This is a genomic window from Psychrobacillus sp. (assembly GCF_056205495.1).
Map to the genome: position 1 here is coordinate 1 of NZ_JBAEAP010000570.1, position 25,707 is coordinate 25,707.

The following is a 25,707-nucleotide window of genomic DNA, read 5'->3' on the forward strand; positions in this document are numbered from 1 at the left end:
CCATAGGCTTGAATATAACAAACACCAATAAGATTAGTAGCCCTATTAGTATTCCTGGAGAAAGGTATTTCCCCACATTATCTACAATCTTCGATGGATTCAAGGAAAGCCATAATGTAAGACCAAAGAAAATAACTGTAAACACGAACAAACCGATTTGTGTATATTCAGAATTTACAAAGGGCATGATTCCAATTTCATATGAAACAGCACCAGTTCTAGGCAATGCGAAAAAAGGACCGATTGTTAAATATAGTAAAGAAGTGAAAACGATAGCAAAAATAGGGTGAACTCTACTAGACAGTTCCTGTAAATTTTTACTTCCAGAGAAGCCCATTGCTAATGTCCCTAAAAATGGGAGTCCAATACCAGTTATTAAAAATCCTATTATAGCAACCCATAAGCTTGTTCCAGCATTTTGTCCAAGGCTTGCTGGAAATATTAAATTACCTGCTCCAAAAAATAAAGCAAATAACATTATTCCAATAACTAAATAACTTGAAAAGGATAATTTATTGTCCAAATGATTTGCCTCCTGTGATTTAAGAAATACTCATTTCTTCTATATTGTCATATTGTAATGAATACATGTGTTATATGATCTTTCATCATCACTTAAATGTTAATAATAATCATGATAATACTATGTATTTATGCAGAATGCAATATATTATACAAACTTATAGAATAATTGTTTAATTTAAACGAAAAATAGTTAGCTAATAAAATAACTCTATCAGCTAACTATTTTTAGCGTTTTCATCTTCTTCTTCAAATAGAATTTCTGTTAAAGAATTATCAGAAGAGTTTTCAGCCAATTCTACATTTGTTCTATATGCAGCCCTCGTCAATAGGTGCCCTGCAACAGGAGCAGTTAAAAACACAAATAATATACCTAATATTAATCTAATACTCACAAAGCCATCATGAACCCAAAAATACACAAACGCCCCCGAAAGAGTTAGTAATACTGCAACTGTAGAGCTTTTTGTAGCAGCATGTGAGCGGGTGTAAACATCAGGAAGCCTAATAATTCCTATCGCACTTATAACACTCATTATACTCCCTAAAAGGACGATTAGTGCTGCAAGCAACTCAACTGTCTGACTTACGCTCAATGATAACACCCCTCTCAATATATCGAGAAATAGCAATCGTACTTATAAATGCTAATATTCCTAATATAAGAATTGCCTCTAGAAAGGCCTTTGTCTTAAGTACAATCGATACTATAGCAATTATAGATATCAAGTTTACCCCAATCATATCTAAAGCTACAGCTCTATCTGGCATGGAAGGACCCTTTATAATTCGAAAAAGTGCTATTCCTATGGAAACTGCAAATAACGAAAGTGATAATACTAGTATTTTCTCTACCATTTAACGGGTCACCTCCATAATTGCTTTTTCAAATTTCTTTAATGATCGTAAAACGTCTGCTTTTGAGGTTTCCATATCCATCGCATGAATATAAAAAGTATCTCCTTCTGGATTTACCTCCATTACGACCGAACCCGGAGTTAAAGTAAGTAATAGTGCAAGCGTCGTAATCTCCCATTCACTAGATAACTTAGTCTTATAAGTAAATATCCCTGGCTTAATCTTAAGCTTAGGACTAAGTATCTGTTTACTAATCACAATACTAGATGTAGCCAATCCCCTGTAAAAGATAAAAAATAATTTAAAATTTGAAAATACACGCTTCAGATAAAACTGTGTTCCAAAAAATCGGTGCATGAGGAACACAATTCCAATACCAACGAAAAATCCGCTTACAAAGGTTTGTAATTGTAACTCCTCTGTGTCCATTAGTAATGTCCACAAAAATGCTATGAATAAATTAAGTAGAAACTGTGCTGGCATTATAAATCACCCCTCCCATTACTCTTCCTTGCCTAGAATAGCATCAATATATATGGAAGGATTCGTCAGCGTATTTGCTGCATCACTAACATACACCGATACCACCTCTGCTCCCAGACCGAGTGCAAGCGTACCAATACCTAGTAAGAATATTGGAAAAATCATACCAAACTTCAAGGGTGTTTCATCTTCTAGACTGATAATAGTTTCACCGAATATGGAATTTAAAAATATGCGAAGCAACGAATACAGAACTACTATACTCGAGAGAAATGCCAAGGCTAATAATATATATGCCCCTGACTCAATTGCCCCTTGACCTACTAATATTTTTCCTACAAAACCGCTAAGTGGCGGAATTCCTGCTAAGGAACAAGTCACAATGAAGAACATCCAACCAAGTAATGGATAGTTTTTAATCAGACCACTTATCTCATTAATCCTTGTTTTACCTGTTAGAGAAATCATTGTACCCACCAATAAAAATAGCATTGCCTTAGCAATCATGTCATGCACGATATAATATATAGAACCTTCAATAGCAGCAGTAGTTCCTATTGCCAATCCAACAAGCATAAACCCAACAGCAATTACAACATTATAAGAGGCTATCAAGCGCATATCTTTGTAGGCAATTGCTCCCATACATCCAACTATGAGCGTAATACCAGCCATAATACCTAGTAGCGTATGCGTTATAAAAGGATCATGATAGAAAATGATCGTAAAAGTACGGAACAAGGCATAGATACCAACCTTTGTTAGAAGAGCACCAAATAAAGCAGCTATAGCCATAGGTGGTGCACTATACGAACCTGGTAACCAGAAGAATAGTAGTAGACCCGCTTTTACACTAAAAACAACTAAAAACAGTATACCTATAGTGGTTAAAAGAGGATTTTGTCCTGCTTCAGCTACCCTCTCTGATAGATGGGCCATATTAAGCGTTCCAAGAGAACCATACAAATAAGCAAGCGCTAATAAGAAGAACCAGGAGGCAACCACATTAATCACTACATATTTAATAGATTCTCTTAGCTGTCGTTTTGTGCCCCCTAAGGTTATTAATACATAGGATGCCAATAGTGTAACTTCAAAACAGACAAATAAGTTAAACATATCACCTGTCAAAAATGAGCCATTTACCCCAGCTAACAGAAACAACACAAACGGATAAAAGTACATCTTCTCGTGTCTTTCTCCAATAGAGGAAAAAGCATACATCACACAAAGCGTAGTTACAATACTCGCTGTCAATACTAGCAACACGGAAAAGGAATCCGCTACAAAAAGAATTCCAAAAGGAGGTTCCCAGCCGCCAAAGTCCAGTCGAAGAATTCCTTCTTTTTGTATGGCATTTAAAATATATATGCTGAATCCGGTAATCAAAAGTAATGTCAATAAAGTAATGACACGCTGCAGTTTAACTTGACGGTTAAAAAATACTAGTAAAACTCCTATCATAATAGGAATGATTAAAGGTAAGACAATAATATTATTCATCATTTGTTCCTCTCAATGCATCCAGGTCATCTGTGCCAATATCCTGATACGCTCGGTATGCAAGAACAAGTATAAAAGCTGTTACTGCAAAGCTGATTACAATAGCAGTTAATATTAAGGCTTGTGGCAAAGCATCCGCATAAGGTGCATTTGCCTCCTTTAACAATGGCACGCTCCCTCTTTTTAAATCACCCATAGTCAATATAAGTAAATGGGCTGCATGAGATAATACTGCAGTCCCTAAAATTACTCGAATTATATTACGAGATAGGATTAGATAAGTAGCAACGGCAACTAAAATACCGATTAATATAACCATAATTGTTTCCATTAGCTATCATCCTCACTTATGCTTAAAATTATCGTAACGAGTACCCCAACTACCGTTAAGGCAACTCCTGCTTCAAAAATCGTGACAGTTGTTAGCTCTGTTTTACCGAAGATCGGCAAATCAAAATAGGCGAATGTTTGAGACATGAATGGGACCCCGAATAACAGGGAACCTAAACCTGTCCCAGTGGCTAATAATACTCCTACAGCAGCTACCAGCTTAAAGTCTAAAGGAAGACTTTTTTGAACGTTTTCGATCCCATTTGATAGGTATAGAAGAACGAAGGCAGAAGCTAATACCAGTCCTCCAATGAACCCTCCACCTGGTGTATTATGACCTGAAAGAAATAAATAAACTCCAAAGGTTAAAATGATAAAAACGCCTATTTTAGCAACGTTACGAAGAATAACATCATTGATTTTCACTGTCAGTGTCCTCCTTTTTCGCTCTAAGCTTAATCATGGTATATATACCTAAGCCTGCTATAAAAAGAACAACTACCTCTAGCATAGTATCGAATCCACGGAAATCCCCTAATATCGCATTTACAATATTAGTTCCTCCCGCTAAGTTATACGCATCTTCAAATAGATAAGAAATCCGTTCAAACTTGTCATAGTTCAACACTGACAATCCCACTAAAACTACTACTAGTCCTACTCCAATTGATATAATGGCATTCATATTCTTAGTTTTTGATGATACTTTTTCTTTTTGCCAATCTGGCAAATGTGAAAATGCCAAAAGGAAAAGTGCAGTAGTAACCGATTCTACTACCAATTGTGTTAATGCTAGATCTGGAGCTCTAAATATTACAAAGAAAATAGCTACGGTATAGCCTAAAACTCCATTTAATAAAGTTGCAGTAATTCTAGATTTAGCAAATAACATGGCTAAACTAGCAATTACCATAATTAATACTAAAATAATCTCGTATGTCCTAAACTTTGCACTTGGTGTTGTATCAAATGAAAAAGCACCCGAAATGATTAAGTACCCACCAACTGTTGCGATAAAGAATATATAAATATATGATAGGTAGTCTCTTAAATAGCCAGTCATATAACTTTTAGTCGCTATTGTAGACTGCTTCTCTGAGAAGCTTAATAAATTCATATAAAGAGCGTTAAAGGAGTATTTCTGTGGTAGTATGCTATAAATTGGTCTCCAATATTTTAAAACTTTAAAGAGAAGAAAACCTACTACTATTACCGCTAATGTCATCTTTAACTCCGTATTAAAACCATGCCAAGCATAGATGGAAGGAGTTAGCTTCTCAGGGTCTCCAAAGGTTGGATAAATACTAGCCATTGCTGGTTTCAACAAATAATTTCCAACTATATTTGGGAAGAAAAATATACCTACTACTAAAATAGTTAGGATGATTGGTGAAATGAGCATACCGATCGGTGCTTCATGAATTGGTTTATCCAATTTTTCAGGCTGTGCTTTACCTAAGAAAGTTTTAAAGATGAAAACCATACAATATACAAAAGTTAGCACACTACCTACCCATGCAATTACCGGAAAAATCACTCCCCATGACTGCAAGGAGAAAACATCTGCTTCCATTATCGAAATGGTAGCTGTAAAGAACATTTCTTTACTTAAAAAGCCATTAAAAGGCGGCAGTCCTGCCATCGACAGACTTCCGATTGTACCAACTGTAAAGGTAATTGGCATAAAGGTCATTAGTCCGCCTAATCGACGGATATCACGTGTCCCGAGCTCATGGTCCAGTATACCAACGACCATGAACAGCGCACCCTTAAAAGTAGAATGGTTAATCATATGAAATAGTGCAGCAAACGTGGCCTGCGTATAGATGACAGACTCCTCAGAATAGCCGTATTGTAAGGCAATTGAACCAAGACCTAACAGACTCATAATTAAACCGAGCTGACTTACTGTAGAGAAAGCGAGTAGTGCCTTTAAATCGGTTTGCTTTACTGCATTGAATGATCCCCAGAACATAGTGATCATCCCAACCGTACTTACTGTCCAAAACCATGTTTGATCCATGCCGAAAATCGGTGTAAAGCGAGCTACCAAATATATACCCGCTTTAACCATTGTTGCCGAATGTAGATACGCGCTGACCGGGGTCGGTGCTTCCATAGCATCCGGTAACCAAATATGGAAAGGAAACTGTGCAGATTTTGTAAAGGCACCTAATAGGACCAAAAATAATGCTGGTACAAATAAATCATGATTAGTTAACTCCAAGGCAATCGGAATAATTTCGCGAATACTGAATGTACCAGTCATCGTATAAATCATAATGAACCCGACCAGCATTGCAATACCACCGCTCACCGTGATAAGCATTGCCTTTTGAGCACCTTGTCTAGATGCATTACGGTGGCTCCAGAATGCTATTAACAGGAACGAGGATACACTTGTTAGTTCCCAAAATACATATAAAACCATTAAATTATCAGAAAACACGACTCCGAGCATTGCGCCCATAAAGAGTAGTAAGTAGCAATAAAAATTATGGAGAGATTCCTTACTAGAAAGATAAAAAATAGAATAAATGATAACTAAACTACCTACACCAGTAATAAGCAAACCTAATATGATACTTAGACCATCTAAATAAGTGGTGAAATTAATATCCAACGAGGGGATCCAATTGTATGTGTGATAGTATGTTTTTCCACTTGCAATCGAGGGAATAAAACTTGCAAGCATTACAAACAAAATGGTTGGTACTAACAAGACAAGCCAGCCTATATGTATTTTTTTCAAGTATCTATAAAAAATGGGTATAGTTGCAGCTACTATAAATGGGAATATAATAGCAAAGTTAATTGAAAACAATTGTTAACCTCCTATTTCCATATATGTATGAAAATTCTATATAGAAAGATTTATTTCATTTGAAAGAGAGACTTGACTATTAGGGTAACTAGTTGCATAATAGGATTCCATATGGGGTTCATATGATAATCAGCAGAATAAGAGGTTTAAATCATAGCCGTTACTTTGGCATGATTTTACGTTAATATAAATGGCTAAGCTAGAATAACTATTTTAGTATTCGGTAGCCTGAACATAGAGGGTAAAACCAGTGCATAAGAGACTAAGTCTTACAATTTCTTCATGCAGTATTAAGGAGAAAAGTTCAATATTTAAAGAAGCGTTATTTTTAATCTTTTTAACTCCTTAACGTTAATTAATAGTATATTCTTGTTTTTCCTAAGTAAATTATACACTAAACCACACTTCTCTGCACTTATAGTGTTTGATATAGCTTATAATTTGCATTATTTTGCACATGTCACTAGAATAGATGAGACTAAGATAAATGGGGTGTAGACAACCGTGAAACGCACAAAAGGTAGGATGGATGAAAGTATACTTGTCTGCGTATACTATGGACCAAACGGTGAACGACTTATTAGAAGAGGACACAAAATGGCTAGTATTATGGACTGCCCTCTTTATATATTAACAGTGGATCCACTTCCATACGATGCTTTCGATGCAGAAAAGTCAGGTTACGTAGATCAATGGAAAGCATTAGCAGAAGAACTAGACGTGGAAGAATTTATCATTCGGGATAATGAAAAACGTCCTTCTCCTAAGGTAATTAAAGAAGTTGCTCATAACCTGAATATTACACAAATAATCATTGGACAAACTGCCCAAAGCAGATGGGAAGAAATTACTAAAGGATCATTTATGAATGTCTTGTTAAAAGAAATCCCTTTTGTTGATTTCCATGTAGTATCAGTTGAACGTGCTATTAAAGACGAAGAAGAAGGTATCTTTGAAAAAGGTGTAAGAGCCTATTTAGTCAATGACGGAGAAACTTATAAGGTTTCCTTCACATGCGCAAAAAATATGTGCCAAGAAGGAATATTCTTCAAGGAAATAGGGACAGATTTTGATAACGGGATTTTCAAATTTATGCATAATAACAAAATGCAGCAAGTTCATATTCAAGATAATTTAGTTACAGATCCTTCTCAAGTACCGGATGATTGTACACTAAAAGCAAGATAACATATTATATATTGAACTGTTTAAGAGACTGTAAACCAACTTAGAAATTTATGAAGTTGATTCACAGTCTTTTTTTTGTATGATTTAAACTTCCATTTTAGATTACGTCACTCTACAACCTTGCCATCCTTCGGCAAAGCGAATGCGACGACTCCTAGTAAGGGAAGAAGCGATACTACCACCATAGTAGAATAAATCCCGATGTAGTCCATAAGAATGCCAATAAGAACAGACCCTAAGGCACCCATTCCAAATGCCAGTCCAACTGTAAGACCTGCCATCGTTCCAATTTTGTTTGGCACAAGTTCCTGGGCATAAACAACTGTCACCGAAAAACTGAGCATGATTAAAAATCCTATTAAAGTCAGTAATAATAAAATGGCCCAAACCGGTACATAAGGTAAGACTAGACAGAAAGGAATTGGGATAACAGTTGAAATGACTATCACTTTTTTCCTTCCTATCTTGTCTGCCATAGGACCTCCAAAAAATGTCCCCACTGCTCCTACAGCAAGAAATAGGAATACAATTAGTTGACCTCTCTCCGTAACAAAATTGTAATTCTCGGTCAGATGAAATATATAAAAGCTAGTAATATTCGTTACATAAAAAGAACGTACAAAAATGATAATCATTAAAAGTCCAAGAGCGATGCCTACTTGTTTCTTAGTTAAAGCAGGTAACGAAGATATAAATGCTTTTTTCTTGGCTGCCAAATTCACCTCATTCAGCTGCTCCTTGTACCAACTTGAAATTTTGCTTAACATGAAAATCCCAATCGCCGCCACGATTAAAAACAATGCAGCTCCCCTTTGCCCTAGTGGAATTAGGATAAATGCACTGATAAGAGGGGCCAATGCTTGTCCAGAGTTTCCTCCCACCTGATAAATAGACTGAGAAAGCCCTCTTTTATTACCTGCTGCCATATAAGAAACTCTCGACCCTTCAGGATGAAAGACCGCAGAGCCTAAACCTAAAAACAATACCGCTATAATTATTATCCAATAATCCGTTGCAAAGGCAAGCCCTACCACCCCAATAAAAGAACTTACCATTCCTAAAGGAAGTGCATAAGGCATTGGCTTTTTGTCGCTTATAAAGCCTACAACTGGCTGTAGTAAAGAAGCAACCATATTAAGTGCGAACGAAATGAAGCCTAGCTGAGTAAAGGTTAATCCAATTTCGTCTTTTAAAATTGGGAACATAGCTGGAACGATAGATTGTAGCGTGTCATTAAATAGATGGCATATGCCCATTGCTACCATAATTGGATAAATAGGACTTCCCTGTTTAAGCTGCGATGTTTGCGACAATTTTGCACACTTCCCTATCAAAATAGTTAGTTTCATTATTATATCGTAAAATCTTTGATTTTTTAAAATTCAGCCTCAATGGATATATAGAAGGAAGTAGGGCAAAATACGTGGAAGTATATTTATTTAAAGGAGTATCGATACAATGGGCGATATTAACTTTTGGGAAATGATTTGGAGAACTACCATTTCATTTGCTGTCTTACTATTTTTAGCACGTATAATGGGGAAAAAACAAATTAGTCAACTAACTTTCTTCCATTACGTCACAGGAATAACAATTGGTTCTATTGCAGCAGAAATTGCGTCGCAAAAAGAAACTCCCTTTGTGGACGGAATTATATCGTTAATATGGTGGGCAGTACTTACAATCATAATGACATATTTTTCACAGCTTTCCCCCAAAATACGTCTGCTATTAGATGATGAACCAACTATTATTATTAAAGGGGGAAAAATTTCTTTAAAGTCCTTAAAATCTGCCCGCATGAATATGGATGATGTCATGATGTTACTAAGAGAACAATCTATTTTTTCCATAGATGATGTACAGTTCGCGGTATTAGAGACAAATGGAGAGCTTAGTGTTTTTAAAAATCCTGCTGAACAAGGAGCAACCAAACAAGATGTGAAGGCAGATGTGTCATTACCGACTTATATGCCTACGGAAATCATCTCAGACGGTAAAATTGTCCGAAAAAATCTTAAAGAATTAAATTTAGATGAGGAATGGGTAATGAAAAAGTTACGTAAGCAAGGAGTTCAATCTATAGAAGAGGTTTACTTTGCCCAATTACAAACAAATGGATCCCTTTCGATTAACTTGAAAAAGAACGGACTGTAAATTATTATTCCTCATGACTATATGATAGACAAGCTTGGTTAAAGGTAATCACATACAGTAACTTGCTTAGAAAAATAAAAAGGGATGGAGATTTCTACTCCATACCTTTTGTTTCCTATTTAAATAGGAAGCTTTTATTATTTCAAAATATTGTTGGTAAACTCATTCGTTAAATTATTGATCTCTTCTATATTGATGGAAGAAAGCTGATTGTTGCTTAGTCGGTACTTTTCTTTTAAATGGAGAATACGTTCAACACTCTTATTAATCTGTTCTTCTTTTATCTCTCCATTACGGACAGCATCTAAAATTGCTTGAATTGCTCTTTCTACTTTTTCATAGTCATGAGCGATTAATACAATATCATTGCCAGCGTTTATAGCTTCTACTGCTGCTTCTCCTATTTCATGATGATTTAAAATAGCCTTCATTGTCATATCATCCGTCATGATGACTCCTTCATACTGTAAACGTTCACGCAGTATATCGGTAATAATCTTTTTAGAGATAGAAGAGGGCATATCGTTATCTATCTTAGGCAATAGTATATGACCGATCATTACAACATCAGCTCCGCTTTTAATAGCATTTTCAAAGGGAATTAACTCTAATGCTTCGAGTTCCTTTAAATCCTTATTTACTATCGGAAGCTCAACATGCGAATCAACTTCTGTGTCACCATGACCAGGGAAATGCTTAATAACCGAGATAACATTTTGGCTTTGCAAACCCTTCATAGTTGAAATTCCATACTCACTTACAACTTTAGGATTACTTCCAAAGGAACGATCTCCAATAATGGGATTGTCGGGATTACTATCTACGTCCATTACAGGAGCAAAATCTAGATTAAATCCATATGCATTTAGTTGCCTACCTAATATAACCCCTAATTGTTTCGCTAAATCTAAATTGTTCTTTTGACCAATTTGTTTGTTTGTTGGTAAATCATTAAGTTCCGGAATTCTAGTCACCCGTCCCCCTTCTTGATCTACCCCTAAAAAAAGTGGAGGGTCTTCTTCCTGATTCTCAGCCTTCAAGGAATTCAGTAAGGTTACGATTTGGTTTGCATTCACTAGGTTATCTTTAAAAAGGATAACACCACCAACCTTATCCTCCCTAACCATTCTCCTACCTTCCTCCGATAATTCCACTCCATCAATTCCTCCAAAAATCATTTGACCAATTTTTTCTTCTAAGGTCATTCGGTCTACTGGAGAAGTTTTCACTGGGGAGCTTGCCTCTTTTAAATCTGTGTACACTGAAATATGATGTACATTGGGATTAGGAACACTTTCTGTGGGCTTCGGTAAAATCCATTTTAATTGTATATTTGGAGCTACTTCATAAACTAGGATAGTTTCTTCTTTCCCCTCATCCTGGTAGCTTCGTATCATGTCTGGCTCACCTGCAACTGAATGGATGTCCTTTAACTGAACTTCCTGTATATAGGAGGAATTAGTTCTAACGTCAAAAACAGTTCCCGAGTGATGTCCAATCGTTGCGTAACGAGTTAGATAAGTATCATAAATATCATTGGAGAGGTTACTGCTTTCATCAGGTACTCCCCATAGCTCGTACAATTGTTCCGTATCGGTCTCGCCAACGATAAATGGAACATTTATAACCTGCCTCTTTTCTGCTAGCTCAAAAACGAGAGAGACAATTGCCTGCCCTCCTGTTGCTGTTTCCTCTTTACTTATAAACTCTTTCGGCTCTTCCTCTTTGTTCGTTGTTAAAACTGCTTCTATTATAGTAAAGAAAAATATTACCACTAAGATTACCGCAATTTTTTTTGTCATATTTAAGGCCTCCGAACACTCGTCTACCTTATTGTATTTCAATTAGTATAGGCACTATACCTTTTTTCTTGTTATTATTTATAAATATTTAGGGGAAGTTATGCATATCTCCTTTCCTGTCCTTCATTTATCAAAAAAATCCCCTAAAAGGGGACTTAAGCTTGTGATTTATGGTGAAATGGACATTTACCTTGAATCGGCTCAATGTCATCACCTATAAAGGATTGTTTCCATTCATTATGCGTTGGATCCCCGAAGTGACCGATATCTGGATGCTTAGGGAGCTGATCCCACGCCTCTACACGTTTACGAACTTTCTCACGTGACATAATACCACCTTTTTCCGTACCTTCTAAGCCTTCAAATATCTTGCGCGGCTGAAAGCCTAGCACCATTGCATTCCCGAGATGACGAGTCTTTCGTTTTTTATAGGCAGGAGCATTTCCAAATACAAAGATTGGTTCACCATTGAATCGGAAATCCCATAAGTAATGATCAGGATCACGTGGACTATCTTCTGGCCATTCAACCTCATCGACCTCATGTAAATACTGAAGGATATCCCAAAATTGCTTTCGGTAATCATCAATAGAACCCTCTTGCTCAAAGGGCTCAACAAATACAAAGAGACCATGTCTCTTATATTTTGGTTTCTTAAATAAATCTAGAAAATCTGCTACTGCATAAGGTAAATTACTCCAGTCATCTTGACTAATATAAGCATAGCGGAGCTCCCCTTTCAATTCGCCACTCATTCCAAAAAAGCACGGGAATGTTTTGTCAGTTACCGTATTATGAAATGTTTCGTATTCCTTATACAGCCAACTCGGCAAGTCTGTTCTAGTTTTAAAGTCTTCCTTTGTTAATAATGCTTGTTCCTTCGTAATCATATAATCGCCTCCACTATCTATGTTCGCACAAATCTTTATGGGTCTTTACCCCTTACTCGATTTCCTGAAACAACAAATAAATTTTACCAATAGGTTATAAAATACTGTTTTGGGGAATATAAAGGGTGAATGAATAAACTGGAGGATGAATTATAGTGAAGATTATAGAAGATATAACACAAATAAATTGTCAAAGTGAATATGGCTCACTAAAAAAGGTATTCTTATGTGAACCTCAATATATGGAAATTAAAGAAGTGATTAATGATGTTCAAAAAGAATATATTAATGATAATATTGATCGATCTCTTGCCCTGTCCCAACACAAGCAGTTTGAACAAACTTTAAGGGAGGCAGGTATCGAGGTAATTAAACTAAAACCAAGTAAAGACCATCCTGAACAAGTCTTCACTAGAGATATTGGTTTCACTTTGGGCAAACATCTCTTTATTTCTGAAATGGCGAATCCCATTCGTCAAGGAGAAGAGAAGGTGCTTGCCGAGTGGATGAAGGAACATGATATAACATATAGGAAACTCTCCAATCATTCGATTGAAGGTGGCGATGTAATTGTTGATGGAAAACGTGTATTTATAGGGATTAGTCATCGCACAAGCCAGAATGCTATTCAAGATTTACAAAGTGAATTACCTGAGTTTGAAATTATCCCCGTACCTTTTAATCCAAAGTATTTGCACTTAGATTGTGTATTCAATATTCTTTCCGCAAAAGATGCATTAATTTATCCAGATGCGCTTGACCAGGAAACCTTCGAGCATTTATCAAGCATGTATCATTTGATTGAAGTAAGTGAACAGGAACAGTTCTCTATGGGAACCAATGTATTGTCTATTGGACAGAATCGAGTGCTAAGTTTACCCGTAAACCGTGGTGTTAATGACCAAATGAGAAAACACGGATACGAAGTGTTGGAGGTCGACTTCTCTGAAATTATTAAATCCGGTGGGTCATTCAGATGTTGTTCCATGCCCCTTGTGCGACAATAAGCAAAAACTCTCTATGGTGCCGTTTCGAAGATAAAACAAGCTTAGAAATACGTTTTTAAGCTTGTTTTATATTTCATTTCTCTATTAGTTCTTTACGTTTCATAACTAATACGTATTTGGAATATTTTTGTATGCAAACTTTTGAATGACTGAAGCATGCTCAGGATATTTCTCTAGCAGCTCATTCTGTGTGAATAATTCAAAGTCTTCATATTCAAAGCCCGGTGCAACCATACACCCAACTAAAGAAAAGGCTCCCCCTTCTGCAACAGATGAACCAAAGATGGAATTTCCAGGCACAATTAATTGTGGGACTTCACCATTCATTAAATTTAATCCAAGCTTGTATTCATGGTAACTTCCTTCTTGATCAATTACATGGACAGTTAAAGGATCGCCTCCATGAAAATACCAAAGCTCGTCTGATTTCAAGCGATGTAAATGAGAGATATCTTTTTCCCCAAGTAAAAAGTATATGCTTGTGTATAGCTTTCTATCTAATCCATTTGCACTTATTGTATTGTCAGAGGAAAAAGTTGAACGAAAGTATCCGCCCTCTGCATGTGGCTCCAAGCCTAAATGCTCAATATAATAGGAAGCATTCTTTTTCATCATACTTCCCTCATTTCTAAATGCTTCATGCAGTTAAATAGGTGGCAATGGTTTCTCTCATCTTTTAGCTCAACAATGGTAACTGAGGTATTTCCAATATCATTAGAGAATTCTCCACCTGGTATAAGTGCGTTAAAAACTCTTGCAAGAAAACCACCATGACTAACAACTATTACTTTCTTACCTCGATGCACCTTTTGTATATCCTCGATAAAGGACATGCCTCTAGCGATAATAGCGTCTTCCTTTTCGAAGCCCATATCCTGCTCTCTCCAATTTAGACCCCACTTATCTACTCGTTCTTGCTCGGTAGTTCCTTCAATAAGGCCTCCACCAATTTCTCCCAAACGGATATCTGTATTAAAATTAATTTCAGGTTGCTTTTTTGCTATAATCTCAGCTGTACGCTTTGCTCTAATTAGTGGACTAGTATATATTACATCCCAATGCTCTTTTTCCATCCGCTCGGCAACTCTCTCTGCCATTAATATCCCCTCATTATCTAAAGGCACATCTGTTTTACCTTGTGCTCGTCCTTCTTTATTCCATGCTGTCACACCATGTCTTATAAATGCTATTGTAGTCATTTTAATAACCCCCTTTGTTCAAAGATAAGATAGAAAATACTTTTCGTAAAGTGCGGTCAAAAAGTTTCTTGAAAAAAGGCTATTTTAAGTCTTGACCTTCACGCTACGTTAACCTTTACACTACATATAACAGGAGGTGAAGTAATGATATATACAATTCAGAAGCTTGGAGAACTTGCAGGAATTAGTACTCGAACTATTCGCTACTACGATGAAATTGATTTATTAAAACCAGCAAGCCTAAGCGAAGCAGGTTATAGAATATACGGACCAGCGGAGGTAAATCGCCTTCAACAAATATTGTTTTACCGAGAGTTGGGGATAAGCTTGGGACAAATAAAGGAAATCCTCATTTCACCAGGCTTCGACAGTACAGTTGCTTTAAAGGAGCATAAGGAAAAACTAATTCAAAGAAGAGCTCAGCTAGATTTGTTAATAAATAATGTGGATAAATCGATTCAAGAATATGAGAGGGGTATTAAAATGACAGACAAAGAAAAATTTGAAGGATTTAAACAAGAGCTTGTGGACAACAATGAGGATATGTATGGTGAGGAAATTCGAAACAATTACGGAAATGAGGCTGTAGACCAATCCAATGCTATGCTAAAAAACATGACGAAAGAACAATATGAGGAAGTTGTAAAGTTAGAGCAAGATGTATTAGATAGCCTAAAAAAAGCGATTGCTGCTGGTGATCCAACAAGTAAACTCGGACAAAAGACAGCAGAACTGCATAAACAGTGGATAAGTTTTCATTGGCCAAAATATTCAAAGGAAGCACATGCAGGCCTAGCTGAAATGTATGTGGCGGACGAACGCTTTCAAGCTTATTACGATAAGGTTCAACCAGGTGCGGCGCAATTTTTACGTGATGCTATTGTAGAATATACTAAAAACTAGAAGGCTAGCCTTCTAGTTTTTTAAGAGTTGCTCTATTATGTGGATATCATCCGGATAAGCTAGTGGCAAGTTCTTAATATCATCCAAGGAATGCCAAGCAATCTCATGGATAAATTCATCTGGATCATGAATTGTTAATTCTCCACTTATAAAGTCTACTATAAAATACTCTACATAATACGAGATACCATAATCACTTAATACTCCACTTTTTTTATGTATCATTTCAATTGGACGAACAGTTAAGCCTGTCTCCTCCCAAAATTCTCGGACACAGCATTCTTCAAAAGTTTCCCCTTCCTCTACCGTCCCTGAAGGAACTGTCCACAGCCTGTCTTCTCCTGGAGCTGCCTGTAAAACCATTAACACTTCTTGTCGCTCATTTATACAAATACCAGCCGCCCCTTGCCATTTGAACATTCATTCCACTACCCTTCCTAAGTTATAAAATATTATTCTTTTATTATACCGTACCGTTGCGTAGCATTCCTAAATTATAGAAGCGCCTCTACCCGTATGGCAAGTGCCCAATGCGTGCTCGTCTCCGCCCATTACCTTGGTGAAAGTGACCCATTAACCGGCCGGAATCGCCCATAAGCTTATAGAAAGTGTCCCATTACGGTCTCAGAATCGCCCATAAATCAAAAAATGTACCCTACCACACATTATTTTATTCAGTACCTTGCATTGTATAATAGCATATGGTATATTACTTCCAACGGTACTGTTTATTAAATAGTAGCGAAGGGAGTGAAGAAAAATGAATATACAATTTAAAAAGGGTGTACTAAATCTGTGCGTGCTTGTCTTATTGGATAAGCAGGATCGATATGGCTACGAACTTGTACAAAAAATATCAGATCAAATCTCGATTTCTGAGGGCTCAGTTTATCCACTCCTTAGACGATTAACAAAGGAAGGCTACTTCACAACTTATTTACAGGAATCAACGGAAGGTCCTCCACGTAAATATTATAAGCTGACGGATCTCGGTAGAACATATCTTCATGAGCAATTAAAGGAATGGAAAAGCTTTACGGATGGTGTGAATAATCTAATCGAAGAGGGTGTAAAAAATGACTGAGCAACAATTTATTAAGGAATTGGAACTTGCATTACATCAAATGACGACCGATGAGCGAAACGAAATAATCTCAGATATTCGAGAGTACTTTTCAAATGCACGAGAGGATGGAAAAACGGACAGCGACATTTCTACTTCACTTGGTTCTCCAAAGCTTATCGCACAGGAGCTTCTTGAAAACTATGTTCCGGTAAAGTCCCAGCCTAAAACATTTACAAGCGATAAGTTGATACGTATTCCGGACTCTACGTTTACTAATGTGTTAATAGATCTAGACTATGGAGCTCTAAATCTGTTTCCATCTGAGACAGATGAAACAATCGTTGAGTTAATTGGAGAAAGTGAAAAGCTTTCATTCGTGGTTGAAGTGATTGGTGATACACTTTCTGTTAAGTTGAAGTCTAAAAAAATGAGCTTCTTTACTTTTATTTTTCAAGTCAAGGAATTGAAAGTAAACGTTGCTCTACCTAAAAAATTATATTCGACTATTATTATGAAAACGGATGACGGACGGATTCGAGCAGAAAAAATGCTAGGTAAAAATGTTAAAATTTCATCTGACAACGGCTCCATTGCACTTCAAGAAATAGCTTCTACTATGATGGAGGTTTCTACGGATAATGGGCGAATTGAGTTAGATCGAGTCCAGGCTGATAAGCTAACTACTACGACTGACAACGGTAGAATAGAGCTTCGCAATGTAGATACCGAGAAGGTTTATGCAGAAACTGACAATGGCCGCATCACCATGCAATATGTAAATGGGGATATCCTGGGCAAAACAGACAATGGACGTATCGAACTGTTAACAACTAGCATTGATCGCATGATTGACCTTAAGACTGACAACGGAAGTATCATGATTGAAACAGAATCCGACCCTACAGATGTATCTATCTCTGCTAAAGTCGATTGGGGTAAAGTCGATATTTTTGGTGAACGTAACTCTAATACAGTATTTGGTGCAGGGACTCATCAAGTCAGATTAACATCTGACAACGGTAGACTAACTGTAGCTAAACGTGCAACTTCTGGAATTAAATTATAAACACTCTTTCTCTCCTTTTCTCATAGACTAGGTAATGACTATAACAAAAGGGGAAATGTATGAATAAAACCGAAAACTACAACCAGCAGATGTATGCCCAACAGGCTTTTCAACAATCCTTAGCACTAATAGCGGAAGCCGTACAAGGAGAAAAGGAAGATCAAGTTTTTTATGATTATTTAATTTCCTTAGCTCCTACGCAAGAGCAAATTGAAATAATCACCTCCATTCGAAACGATGAAGTAAAACATAATCAATGGTTCAAACAAATGTACAAAGCATTAACTGGTAATGAGGTTGTCATTACTACGGAAGAGCAATTCGTACCTCCAGCCGATTATATAAGTGGCATTAAGAAAGCATTTTTCGGTGAGCTAAAAGCAATGGAAAAGTACAGAGTCATACGGGAAGGCCTTCCCTATCGTGAGTATAGAGACATTGTCTTTGAAATATTAACAGACGAAATGAAGCACGCTCAATTGTATAATTATATTTTAACGGAGAATATTTCGTTGAATGCCCCTGAGAAGACAGCAACTCAAAACACTGTATCTACTACCACAAGTAATAGTCCTGAGCCAGTTGCCTTTCCAGATCAATGGATTCAATATACAGAATACCTTGTAAATGAAGGTCTAAATGATGTTGAAAGAGGCATTAATACGAAGCACATCCTACAAGAATTTATACTTATGGGGGTCCTAGTCGGTAAAGGCTATACTCCTGAACAAGCATACGAAACAGTAGAGAACTGGGAGTTGTCAGGGGAATCACAAATACTTCAGCAAAGTAAAAATAGTCAATAAGCCATCGCTGCGTTTAACACGCAGCCTTTTTTTATGCCCATTTTTTTACTTTCTCATGTTACTCTAAAATAAATATTTTATTTTTGAGAAAAATTAAAATCGTAGACGTTATATAGAGTGTAAAAGCTTTTACAACTACCAAAAGGAGCTATTGTAGATGAAATCAACTGAATCAAATTTTATCCACAGGCTACAATCTGGAAAAGAAGATGCGCTCGAATATATTGTGGATAATTACTTACCTCTAATAAAAGGCGTTTCCTACAAGGTGCTCTCTCCTTTAAATAATGCTGGAATGATGGATGAATGTATTAATGATATCTTTTTATCCATTTGGGATCACGCCAAGGATTTTAGTGGGGACACAACTGATTTTAAAAAATGGATCTGTGTAATCGCTAAATTTAAAGCAATTGATTACTACCGAAAAGCAACTCGTAATATGGAGGTTTCCAGTGAGCAGATGGAGCTTCAGCCAGCTGATTCAATAGAAAAATGTTTAATCCTTACAGAAAACCGAAACGAGCTAATGCAATTAATCCATAAACTAGACCCGATCGACCAACAAATCTTCATCATGCGTTTTTTTCTTGGCGAAAGCACAGAGGCAATCGCTAAGAAGCTTGGCAAAACAAAAGCGTCTATTGATAATCGTATCTACAGAGGAAAAAAGAAGCTAAATGGACAGGTTACAAAATTTCTTCTAGGAGGCAGCTTTGTATGAAGGACCTTTACAAGCAATTTAATGAAATCGAAATAGATGTAGATGAATTCGAAGAAATGGAAGTTAGTGAATTTGAGCGAGCGAAGGTAAAAAAAGAATTAAGAAATAAACTTTCTTCTTCCAAACAAAAGAAAGGGAAAAAGTTTTTAGCTGCCGCTTCCCTTGCAATTGGTCTAAGTGTCTCAGCTTTAGTAGGGCTTTCCTTTACAGCCTATGCTGACAACATTCCTGTAATTAGTAATATTTATAAGTTCTTTTATGATTACAGAGATAAAAATGGAGAATTTTATGGAGACTACGCTGAAAATGCTACTCCGATTAACTTAACAGCAACAAGTAATGGGATAAACGTAACTGTTGACGATGCCATTTATGATGGTGAATCTATGATTGTCACCTATACAATTGATGCAAATAGAGATCTTGGGAACCCCGTTGTAATTAGAGGGATTCCACACCTTCAAGGCTCTCCTAAATCTGGAAGTCATGAGGCAAGTAAAGTATCAGAGAGCGAGAATAAGTATGTAGGTATTATCACTATGAAAATGGAGGAAGAGGAAACCTCTTTACCAATAGAATGGAATGTAGATTATTTGCGACCAGGAAAAACTACTGATAATGACCCTATCGAGGGTGATTGGAAATTTAACTTTACTTTAAACAAGGCAGACATAGATATTTATAAATTAGATAAAAAGCTTAGTCAAAATGACCTTACAGTACATCTTCAAAAGCTAACGATATCTCCTAAATCATTTCATCTTCTATTTGAACAAATTGACTCCGATAAATTATATGAAAACTGGGATCAAGCTATCGTTGAACTATTAGTAAAGGATGATTTAGGTAATCATTATTCATTAGAAGAACAAAGTGGGAATTATTCTGTTCATAAGCACGGGACTAAATGGGGCTCCATATATGAAAAAGTTGATCCTCAGGCCACTCAGCTTATTATAACTCCCGACGTAGAATTGCGTAATTATGAGCTTAATAAAACAACCGATCAAAAACAATTCCAAATGGATGACATCGTTATTGATTTAAAATAACTATACAAAAAACTGGTTGTGAGCGGATCACGACCAGTTTTTTTCTTTTACATCTGCTCTGGAGCTTCTATCCCTAGCAGACTCAATCCTTCCTTTAATACGAGCGCAACTGCAAAGCAAAGCGTTAGCTTCGATTCCTTTGTCTCGTCATCGATTAAGATTTTCGTACCAGCATAGTACTTATTGAAATGACGGGACAGCTTTAAGCAGTATTTTGCTATCAGTGATGGATCAGCCTGTTCCAAGGATTTCTGAATAACCTGTGGAAAACGTTGAAGTGTCATTATCGTTTGCCACGCCTCTCCCCCTAGTCCGTCAAAGCTTACATGATTAACTCTAAAATTACCTTTTAGTAGAAGGGAACAAATTCTTGCATGGGTATACTGAACATATGGACCAGTCTCTCCTTCAAAGTTGAGCATTTGCTCTAGGGAAAATTCTACGTCGTTCATGCGGTGGTTCTTTAAATCATGAAAGATGATCGCCCCTACCCCGACGGATTTTGCCACCTGTTCCTTATTAGGAAGAGTTGGATTTTTCTCCTCAATGCTGTTCTTCGCCTCTGCGATTGCCTCTTCCAACACTCCTTTCAATAAAACTACTTTCCCTTTACGAGTCGACATCTTCTTGCCATCCTTTAGCATCATTCCAAAAGGGACATGCTGACAATCTTTTGCCCAACCATATCCCATCTTATCTAGTACTTTGAACAACTGTTTAAAATGAAGTGATTGTTCGTTACCCACTACATAAAATGATTTAGTAAAGTTATACTCTTTTTTACGGTACAACGCTGCAGCTAAATCTCTTGTTGCATATAGGGTAGTTCCATCCGTTTTCTTAATCAGACATGGTGGCATATCTTCGAGCTCCACTACTAGTGCCCCGTCAGATGCAGTTAGTAAGCCCTTTTCTTCTATCTCTTTAACTACAGGTTCCATTTTATCGTTATAGAATGCTTCACCGTTAAATGAACTAAATACAATACCTAATAGTTCATAAATACCTTGAAACTCTTTGAGAGAGGCCTCCTTAAACCAATTCCAAAGCTCTCTAGCCTCCTTATCCCCCTGCTCCAAATTCTTGAAGGCAGCTCTTGCCTCCACATTCAAGGATTCATCTTTTTCAGCCAAATCATGGAACTTCACATATATCTTTAAGAGCTCTTCTATCGGTGAGGCCTCTATTTTTTCCTTATCTCCCCATAGCTTATAGGCGACGATTAACTTGCCGAATTGAGTTCCCCAATCTCCTAAATGGTTAATACGAATAGTCTTGTATCCGTTCTTTTCTGCTATATTGGCAAGCGCATTTCCTATTACCGTAGAACGTAGATGTCCCATAGAAAAGGGCTTAGCAATATTCGGTGAGGAGAAATCTATCGTAATTTTCTCGTTCTTCATTGGCAACTGACCGTATTGGGTTTTGGTTTCCATTATTTCCTTAAGGACTTGCTTAGTAACGGTTTGCTGGTTATAGAAGATGTTCACGTAGCCACCTGCCGCCTCTACCTTAAAAATTAGAGAGCCTTTTAACTGAGTTTCCAATTCAGTAGCTATTAGCTGCGGTGATCTTTTATATATTTTGGCTAGTGTAAAGCAAGGAAATGCTAAATCTCCTAGTTCTTCGTTCTTTGGCTTTTCAAAAAGCTTCTCTATCTCATCTACTGTTAACGGGCCTTTTAAAACTGATTCCACTAAAAAAGCCATTTGCTTTACTAATTCCATTTACATTCAACCTCCACATTTTTTCTCCATATAAAAAAGCCCCCGTCTCTATGAAGAGACGAGAGCTGAAGTTCCCGTGGTACCACTCTAGTTGTCACAAGTTGTGACCGCTTTAACGTTGCTAACGAGGACTACCCCGATCTTTTCTACTCTTAGTTCAAAAAGCTTCTCCAAAGTGCGTTTCTCCGAAAAGCTTTGCATCAGGCTCTCACCTTCCCTGACTCGCTTGGCATTACTGTATTCGGATACTCTCTTTATCACTGAATTATCTATTAATTTTTACTAATTTTAGTGGAATGGAATCCTAATGTCAATAAACATTTGGTGTATACAACCTATTTACTTCCTAGCTTCAAATGAACTGAGTCGAGTAGCTTTTGATAACCAATTTCTTGGTAGATTTTATTTGATGTAGGGTTTAACATATCCGTATATAACACGCAGAAGTCATATTGTTTTAACAGCTCCTTGCTGCAGGCTGCCACCATGGTTCTGCCGTATCCTTTTCGTCGTTTCTCTTTTGGAGTAAACACCATAGAAACAGTCACCCCATGAGCGGAAGGTCTCGCCTTCTTCATCATGGACACGATTTCTCCTCCATCCCCCCAAAGAAAAACTTCATGAGCATTTAACATAGTTTCCACTCTTTGAGCTATATCTTCTTTTGCGCTTCTCGGAAGTCCTGTATCTTCTTCAAATTGGCTAAGCCATGATTCGATTAGTGGAGCGTCTTTGTCATTAGCAAGCCTCCAAGAGCCAGGACTTGCTTCTAACGTATCGTCTACTTGATCTAATCGGTATAGCCCCTGGTCCATTAATAGAGAGTGTGGTTGACCGGTTTTTTCTTCCCATTTCTCTGCAAAATGCATAGCCCACTCTTTCACACTTATTATGGAATCAATATGTATACCTCGTTGTATGATTTCTTCTATACCTAAATCAGTGGATGCCTCTATTTTATTTGGATCCACAAAAATAATATTTAAAGGATGTGGTGGAGTCATTTGAAAAAGAGCAATTAACTCTCCATCTTCTTCAATAGTCGCCATTAGCGGATTTTCATATCCACCTACTCGTATTCTTTCTAGCACCCCTAGAAACAAACTAAATTTGTCCTCATTTTCCTTTAAAAAAGGTATTGCCTTCTCGTAAAAATTCTCTGCACTTTCATAGATTTGAAATCTCATTTTTACATCCCCTTTGAAACGTTTTATGTTAATATAACGTAAAACGTTGCATGATGGGAGATATTTATGAAAATTATTTCTATTCGGGATATTCACATTGGAGAAGGACTTCCTAAGGTCATTGTTCCATTAATAGGAAAAGATAAAGATTTCCTTTTAAATGAGCTACCACTAGTTAAAGAAAGCTCTCCAGATATAGTGGAGTGGAGAGTAGATTTGTTGCAAGGAGTGGAAAACCTAAAAATGGTCAAGGATACCCTTTCCTATATACGTAATTTTTTGTATCCGATTCCTCTTCTATTTACCTTTAGAAGTCATAAGGAGGGTGGTTCTACTGTTATAGAGAACACCTATTATAAGCAGCTTTTGACTGAGGTTATCCAAACAAAAGAAATAGATTTAGTGGATATAGAGCTTTTTTCGGAGGATGTAGAGGAATTAGTAGCCTTAGCTAAGGATTTTCAAATTTCTGTGGTAATGTCAAGCCATGATTTTAAAGGGACACCTACCAAAGAAGTCATAATAGAACGGATGACTACTATGCAAAAGCTAGGGGCAGATATCCCTAAAATTGCTGTGATGCCTAGTAGTCCCGCAGACGTTCTTACCCTTTTGGATGCTACCTACACAATGTATTCTACATATGCAGACCGTCCGATTATTACGATGTCTATGGCTAAGGCAGGGATCGTTAGCCGCTTGGCTGGAGAGATTTTTGGTTCAGCCGCTACATTTGGCTCAGTTCTCTCTGCTTCCGCTCCAGGACAAATTGAAGCTTCCGAGTTAAAGAAAGTTTTAAAGCTTCTACATAACGCATAGCTTTATGCGCGATTTCAAACGGGGCGATGACTCCCGTTTGAAATCAAGAATGTTGAGATTGACTCTAACGCTCTTATTGTCCTCCTGTGGATAATCTTTTTTCTAGTCGTATCATATCCACACACGGAATTCCGTTTTCCACAATTTCTTCCGAATAATGATTAGTGAAGAAATCTCTATCCACAGATACGATTCGGAAACCACACTTTTGATAGAGCGCCAGCTGATTTAAACTAGAGTTTCCCGTTCCTACCTCTATTATTTTATATCCAAGCTCCATGGATTTTTCAATTGCATGAAGTACCAATTCTTTTCCTACACCAATTCCTTGATATTGCTCATGCACAGCTATATTTTTGAGCTCTATAGTGTCGTCATCCAAGGGTAGCAATACATAAACTCCAATTGTATCGTCGCTATCTTTCGCTATATAACATTGCCCTCTATCCAAATAGGCTTCCACCAACTCCTCTGAAGGATCCGCTAATAGCAATAAATCCATTGGATAATTGCTATCTATTTTATGTATATTCATTTACTTTTTCTCCATCCTCTATATTTTTATCTAAAAAAGCCATCCCTCTCTAAAAGTAGGGATGGCTTTCGTTCACGACTCAGGTATCAATAACTCTAAAATATCCTCAGACACATAGGTTTGCTTGTTGTGCAAAACAGGAGCCTCTTGGAATTCCCTTATACTTTTATTATATCCATATTTCAGCTCACCACGTGTTATGGTAAAAGAACCGTTACCAAGCTTTAAGTACATACTATTTCGTTTTGGATGGGATATGACCTCATATCCTAAGTATTGAGCCACTTGGCGTAAAGGAATCATTTTAACCCCATTGTGGATAAAATGGTTTTCTTCTATTAGATGATTGAGCTCCTTTAAAGCAGGTTCCACATAGTCTATTGCAATAATTTTAGAAGGAGTTATAAGCTTCTGTTCTCCCCTAGGAGCGCTATAGAATACGATTAACTCCTTACCCTTTAAATCCTTTTGCTTAATTTCCTTACCTTTTTCGTCCATTAATTTGGTTTGATTGGTGATTTGAAGTTTAAGGTCTCTGTCTAAGCTTACAAAATCCTCATTGAATTTTGACACCTTCACTAAGCTACCCTGTTTGCCATGAGCAACAATTATATCTGGCGTGATTCTTGGTGGATAGATTAAAATCATTGGTTTATTTTTATCATAATAAGCATCCACTTTAGTTCCCTTTTGAAACGAGTCAATCGATACTTCTTTGCTTGAAGCATCGTTAAGCACTATAACATCTTTGTTCAATACAAACATAGATATCTGTGGCTCGTCATCGTCTGATTCTACAGTCAAGGTCACTTCTTTATTATCTTTAGTAACTTCCTTAACGGTTCCTGTAAATTTGATAAAGTTGCTGGCATTCTGCTCTTCATCATCCAAGATCACTACTTTAGATGGTATTGCTTGTGCAGGAATACTTCTTGTCGAGTTCTTATAAAATACAATTAGCTCATGTCCTGCAAAATTCTTTTGAACAATATTTTCCCCTTGTTTGCTAACCACTAGCGTATCTTTAGTAATGTTAAGCTTCAGCTGATTGACTTCACT

At 36.9% G+C, this 25,707-nt stretch carries 28 protein-coding genes and 1 other annotated feature; of the genes, 10 read left to right on the forward strand and 18 right to left on the reverse strand.

The features are described 5' to 3' along the window. From AC06OU_RS16000 to AC06OU_RS16035, 8 genes are all read right to left on the reverse strand, one after another. Positions 1-523: branched-chain amino acid transport system II carrier protein (locus tag AC06OU_RS16000; protein WP_475857101.1), on the reverse strand; the 523-nt coding region annotated here is incomplete at its 3' end. A gap of 217 nt (positions 524-740) precedes the next feature. Continuing rightward, positions 741-1,118 carry a Na+/H+ antiporter subunit G gene (locus AC06OU_RS16005; protein WP_169358456.1) on the reverse strand — a complete coding sequence of 126 codons (378 nt, stop codon included), beginning with the start codon at positions 1,116-1,118 and terminating at the stop codon, positions 741-743. Then, on the reverse strand, positions 1,096-1,380 hold the full coding sequence (locus tag AC06OU_RS16010; protein ID WP_169358455.1) for a Na(+)/H(+) antiporter subunit F1: 285 nt from the start codon (positions 1,378-1,380) through the stop codon (positions 1,096-1,098). The genes AC06OU_RS16005 and AC06OU_RS16010 overlap by 23 nt, the downstream gene beginning before the upstream one ends. Further along, the gene (locus tag AC06OU_RS16015; protein WP_475857104.1) at positions 1,381-1,863 is read right to left on the reverse strand and encodes a Na+/H+ antiporter subunit E; all 483 of its coding nucleotides are present in this window, start codon (positions 1,861-1,863) and stop codon (positions 1,381-1,383) included. Between the two features lie 18 nt (positions 1,864-1,881). After that, positions 1,882-3,366, reverse strand: a complete 1,485-nt coding sequence (locus tag AC06OU_RS16020; protein ID WP_475857134.1) for a Na+/H+ antiporter subunit D — start codon at positions 3,364-3,366, stop codon at positions 1,882-1,884. Continuing rightward, positions 3,359-3,697, reverse strand: coding sequence for a Na(+)/H(+) antiporter subunit C (locus AC06OU_RS16025; protein ID WP_169358453.1), 339 nt, complete (start codon positions 3,695-3,697; stop codon positions 3,359-3,361). The genes AC06OU_RS16020 and AC06OU_RS16025 overlap by 8 nt, the downstream gene beginning before the upstream one ends. Beyond that, positions 3,697-4,122 (reverse strand): Na(+)/H(+) antiporter subunit B, encoded by a 426-nt coding sequence (locus AC06OU_RS16030; protein WP_340881645.1) that lies wholly within the window; start codon positions 4,120-4,122, stop codon positions 3,697-3,699. Before AC06OU_RS16030 ends, AC06OU_RS16025 begins: the two co-directional genes overlap by 1 nt. After that, positions 4,109-6,520, reverse strand: coding sequence for a Na+/H+ antiporter subunit A (locus tag AC06OU_RS16035; protein ID WP_475857107.1), 2,412 nt, complete (start codon positions 6,518-6,520; stop codon positions 4,109-4,111). The genes AC06OU_RS16030 and AC06OU_RS16035 overlap by 14 nt, the downstream gene beginning before the upstream one ends. A gap of 504 nt (positions 6,521-7,024) precedes the next feature. On the opposite strand from AC06OU_RS16035, the gene AC06OU_RS16040 reads away from it, so the two are divergent. Beyond that, positions 7,025-7,708, forward strand: a complete 684-nt coding sequence (locus AC06OU_RS16040; protein ID WP_475857109.1) for a histidine kinase — start codon at positions 7,025-7,027, stop codon at positions 7,706-7,708. A gap of 107 nt (positions 7,709-7,815) precedes the next feature. Here AC06OU_RS16040 and AC06OU_RS16045 read toward each other — a convergent pair whose 3' ends face one another. After that, positions 7,816-8,973 (reverse strand): MFS transporter, encoded by a 1,158-nt coding sequence (locus tag AC06OU_RS16045; protein ID WP_475857136.1) that lies wholly within the window; start codon positions 8,971-8,973, stop codon positions 7,816-7,818. 184 nt (positions 8,974-9,157) lie between these two features. On the opposite strand from AC06OU_RS16045, the gene AC06OU_RS16050 reads away from it, so the two are divergent. Further along, positions 9,158-9,865 carry a YetF domain-containing protein gene (locus AC06OU_RS16050; RefSeq protein WP_475857138.1) on the forward strand — a complete coding sequence of 236 codons (708 nt, stop codon included), beginning with the start codon at positions 9,158-9,160 and terminating at the stop codon, positions 9,863-9,865. A gap of 137 nt (positions 9,866-10,002) precedes the next feature. Here the strand turns inward: AC06OU_RS16050 and nagZ are convergent, their stop codons facing one another. Beyond that, positions 10,003-11,667 carry a beta-N-acetylhexosaminidase gene (gene nagZ / locus AC06OU_RS16055; RefSeq protein WP_475857110.1) on the reverse strand — a complete coding sequence of 555 codons (1,665 nt, stop codon included), beginning with the start codon at positions 11,665-11,667 and terminating at the stop codon, positions 10,003-10,005. Between the two features lie 155 nt (positions 11,668-11,822). Further along, positions 11,823-12,557 carry a YqcI/YcgG family protein gene (locus AC06OU_RS16060; protein ID WP_475857112.1) on the reverse strand — a complete coding sequence of 245 codons (735 nt, stop codon included), beginning with the start codon at positions 12,555-12,557 and terminating at the stop codon, positions 11,823-11,825. Positions 12,558-12,709: 152 nt separating this feature from the next. On the opposite strand from AC06OU_RS16060, the gene AC06OU_RS16065 reads away from it, so the two are divergent. Next, a complete protein-coding gene (locus AC06OU_RS16065; RefSeq protein WP_475857139.1) occupies positions 12,710-13,564 on the forward strand; it encodes a dimethylarginine dimethylaminohydrolase family protein in 855 nt (284 codons plus the stop codon). A gap of 105 nt (positions 13,565-13,669) precedes the next feature. Here AC06OU_RS16065 and AC06OU_RS16070 read toward each other — a convergent pair whose 3' ends face one another. Together AC06OU_RS16070 and AC06OU_RS16075 are read right to left on the reverse strand one after the other, a co-directional pair. Further along, positions 13,670-14,179 carry a cupin domain-containing protein gene (locus tag AC06OU_RS16070; protein WP_475857114.1) on the reverse strand — a complete coding sequence of 170 codons (510 nt, stop codon included), beginning with the start codon at positions 14,177-14,179 and terminating at the stop codon, positions 13,670-13,672. Next, a complete protein-coding gene (locus tag AC06OU_RS16075; protein ID WP_475857116.1) occupies positions 14,176-14,763 on the reverse strand; it encodes a histidine phosphatase family protein in 588 nt (195 codons plus the stop codon). The genes AC06OU_RS16070 and AC06OU_RS16075 overlap by 4 nt, the downstream gene beginning before the upstream one ends. A gap of 144 nt (positions 14,764-14,907) precedes the next feature. On the opposite strand from AC06OU_RS16075, the gene AC06OU_RS16080 reads away from it, so the two are divergent. Further along, positions 14,908-15,666 carry a MerR family transcriptional regulator gene (locus AC06OU_RS16080; protein WP_475857117.1) on the forward strand — a complete coding sequence of 253 codons (759 nt, stop codon included), beginning with the start codon at positions 14,908-14,910 and terminating at the stop codon, positions 15,664-15,666. A gap of 12 nt (positions 15,667-15,678) precedes the next feature. Here the strand turns inward: AC06OU_RS16080 and AC06OU_RS16085 are convergent, their stop codons facing one another. Then, a complete protein-coding gene (locus AC06OU_RS16085; protein WP_475857119.1) occupies positions 15,679-16,086 on the reverse strand; it encodes an NUDIX hydrolase in 408 nt (135 codons plus the stop codon). A gap of 340 nt (positions 16,087-16,426) precedes the next feature. Between AC06OU_RS16085 and AC06OU_RS16090 the strand changes: the two genes are divergently transcribed. From AC06OU_RS16090 to AC06OU_RS16110, 5 genes are all read left to right on the forward strand, one after another. Then, the gene (locus AC06OU_RS16090; RefSeq protein WP_298474236.1) at positions 16,427-16,750 is read left to right on the forward strand and encodes a PadR family transcriptional regulator; all 324 of its coding nucleotides are present in this window, start codon (positions 16,427-16,429) and stop codon (positions 16,748-16,750) included. Next, complete coding sequence (locus tag AC06OU_RS16095; RefSeq protein WP_475857121.1) at positions 16,743-17,798, forward strand: DUF4097 family beta strand repeat-containing protein; 1,056 nt, start codon at positions 16,743-16,745, stop codon at positions 17,796-17,798. The genes AC06OU_RS16090 and AC06OU_RS16095 overlap by 8 nt, the downstream gene beginning before the upstream one ends. 59 nt (positions 17,799-17,857) lie before the next feature. Then, on the forward strand, positions 17,858-18,604 hold the full coding sequence (locus tag AC06OU_RS16100) for a hypothetical protein (protein ID WP_475857122.1): 747 nt from the start codon (positions 17,858-17,860) through the stop codon (positions 18,602-18,604). A gap of 157 nt (positions 18,605-18,761) precedes the next feature. Then, positions 18,762-19,328, forward strand: coding sequence for a sigma-70 family RNA polymerase sigma factor (locus AC06OU_RS16105; RefSeq protein WP_475857123.1), 567 nt, complete (start codon positions 18,762-18,764; stop codon positions 19,326-19,328). Further along, on the forward strand, positions 19,325-20,380 hold the full coding sequence (locus tag AC06OU_RS16110; protein ID WP_475857124.1) for a DUF4179 domain-containing protein: 1,056 nt from the start codon (positions 19,325-19,327) through the stop codon (positions 20,378-20,380). The genes AC06OU_RS16105 and AC06OU_RS16110 overlap by 4 nt, the downstream gene beginning before the upstream one ends. 47 nt (positions 20,381-20,427) lie before the next feature. Here the strand turns inward: AC06OU_RS16110 and argS are convergent, their stop codons facing one another. Together argS and AC06OU_RS16120 are read right to left on the reverse strand one after the other, a co-directional pair. Continuing rightward, on the reverse strand, positions 20,428-22,107 hold the full coding sequence (gene argS, locus AC06OU_RS16115; protein WP_475857125.1) for an arginine--tRNA ligase: 1,680 nt from the start codon (positions 22,105-22,107) through the stop codon (positions 20,428-20,430). 51 nt (positions 22,108-22,158) lie between these two features. Further along, positions 22,159-22,377: a binding site (T-box leader), on the reverse strand. Between the two features lie 65 nt (positions 22,378-22,442). Beyond that, positions 22,443-23,294 carry a GNAT family N-acetyltransferase gene (locus tag AC06OU_RS16120; RefSeq protein WP_475857127.1) on the reverse strand — a complete coding sequence of 284 codons (852 nt, stop codon included), beginning with the start codon at positions 23,292-23,294 and terminating at the stop codon, positions 22,443-22,445. 66 nt (positions 23,295-23,360) lie between these two features. Between AC06OU_RS16120 and aroD the strand changes: the two genes are divergently transcribed. After that, complete coding sequence (gene aroD, locus AC06OU_RS16125) at positions 23,361-24,113, forward strand: type I 3-dehydroquinate dehydratase (protein WP_475857128.1); 753 nt, start codon at positions 23,361-23,363, stop codon at positions 24,111-24,113. Positions 24,114-24,186: 73 nt separating this feature from the next. On the opposite strand, the gene AC06OU_RS16130 is transcribed toward aroD, so the two are convergent. Continuing rightward, entirely contained in the window at positions 24,187-24,648 is a 462-nt protein-coding gene (locus tag AC06OU_RS16130) for a GNAT family N-acetyltransferase (protein ID WP_475857130.1), read from the reverse strand. Positions 24,649-24,720: 72 nt separating this feature from the next. Further along, the coding region (locus AC06OU_RS16135) for a stalk domain-containing protein (RefSeq protein ID WP_475857132.1) at positions 24,721-25,707 on the reverse strand (987 nt) is incomplete at its 5' end.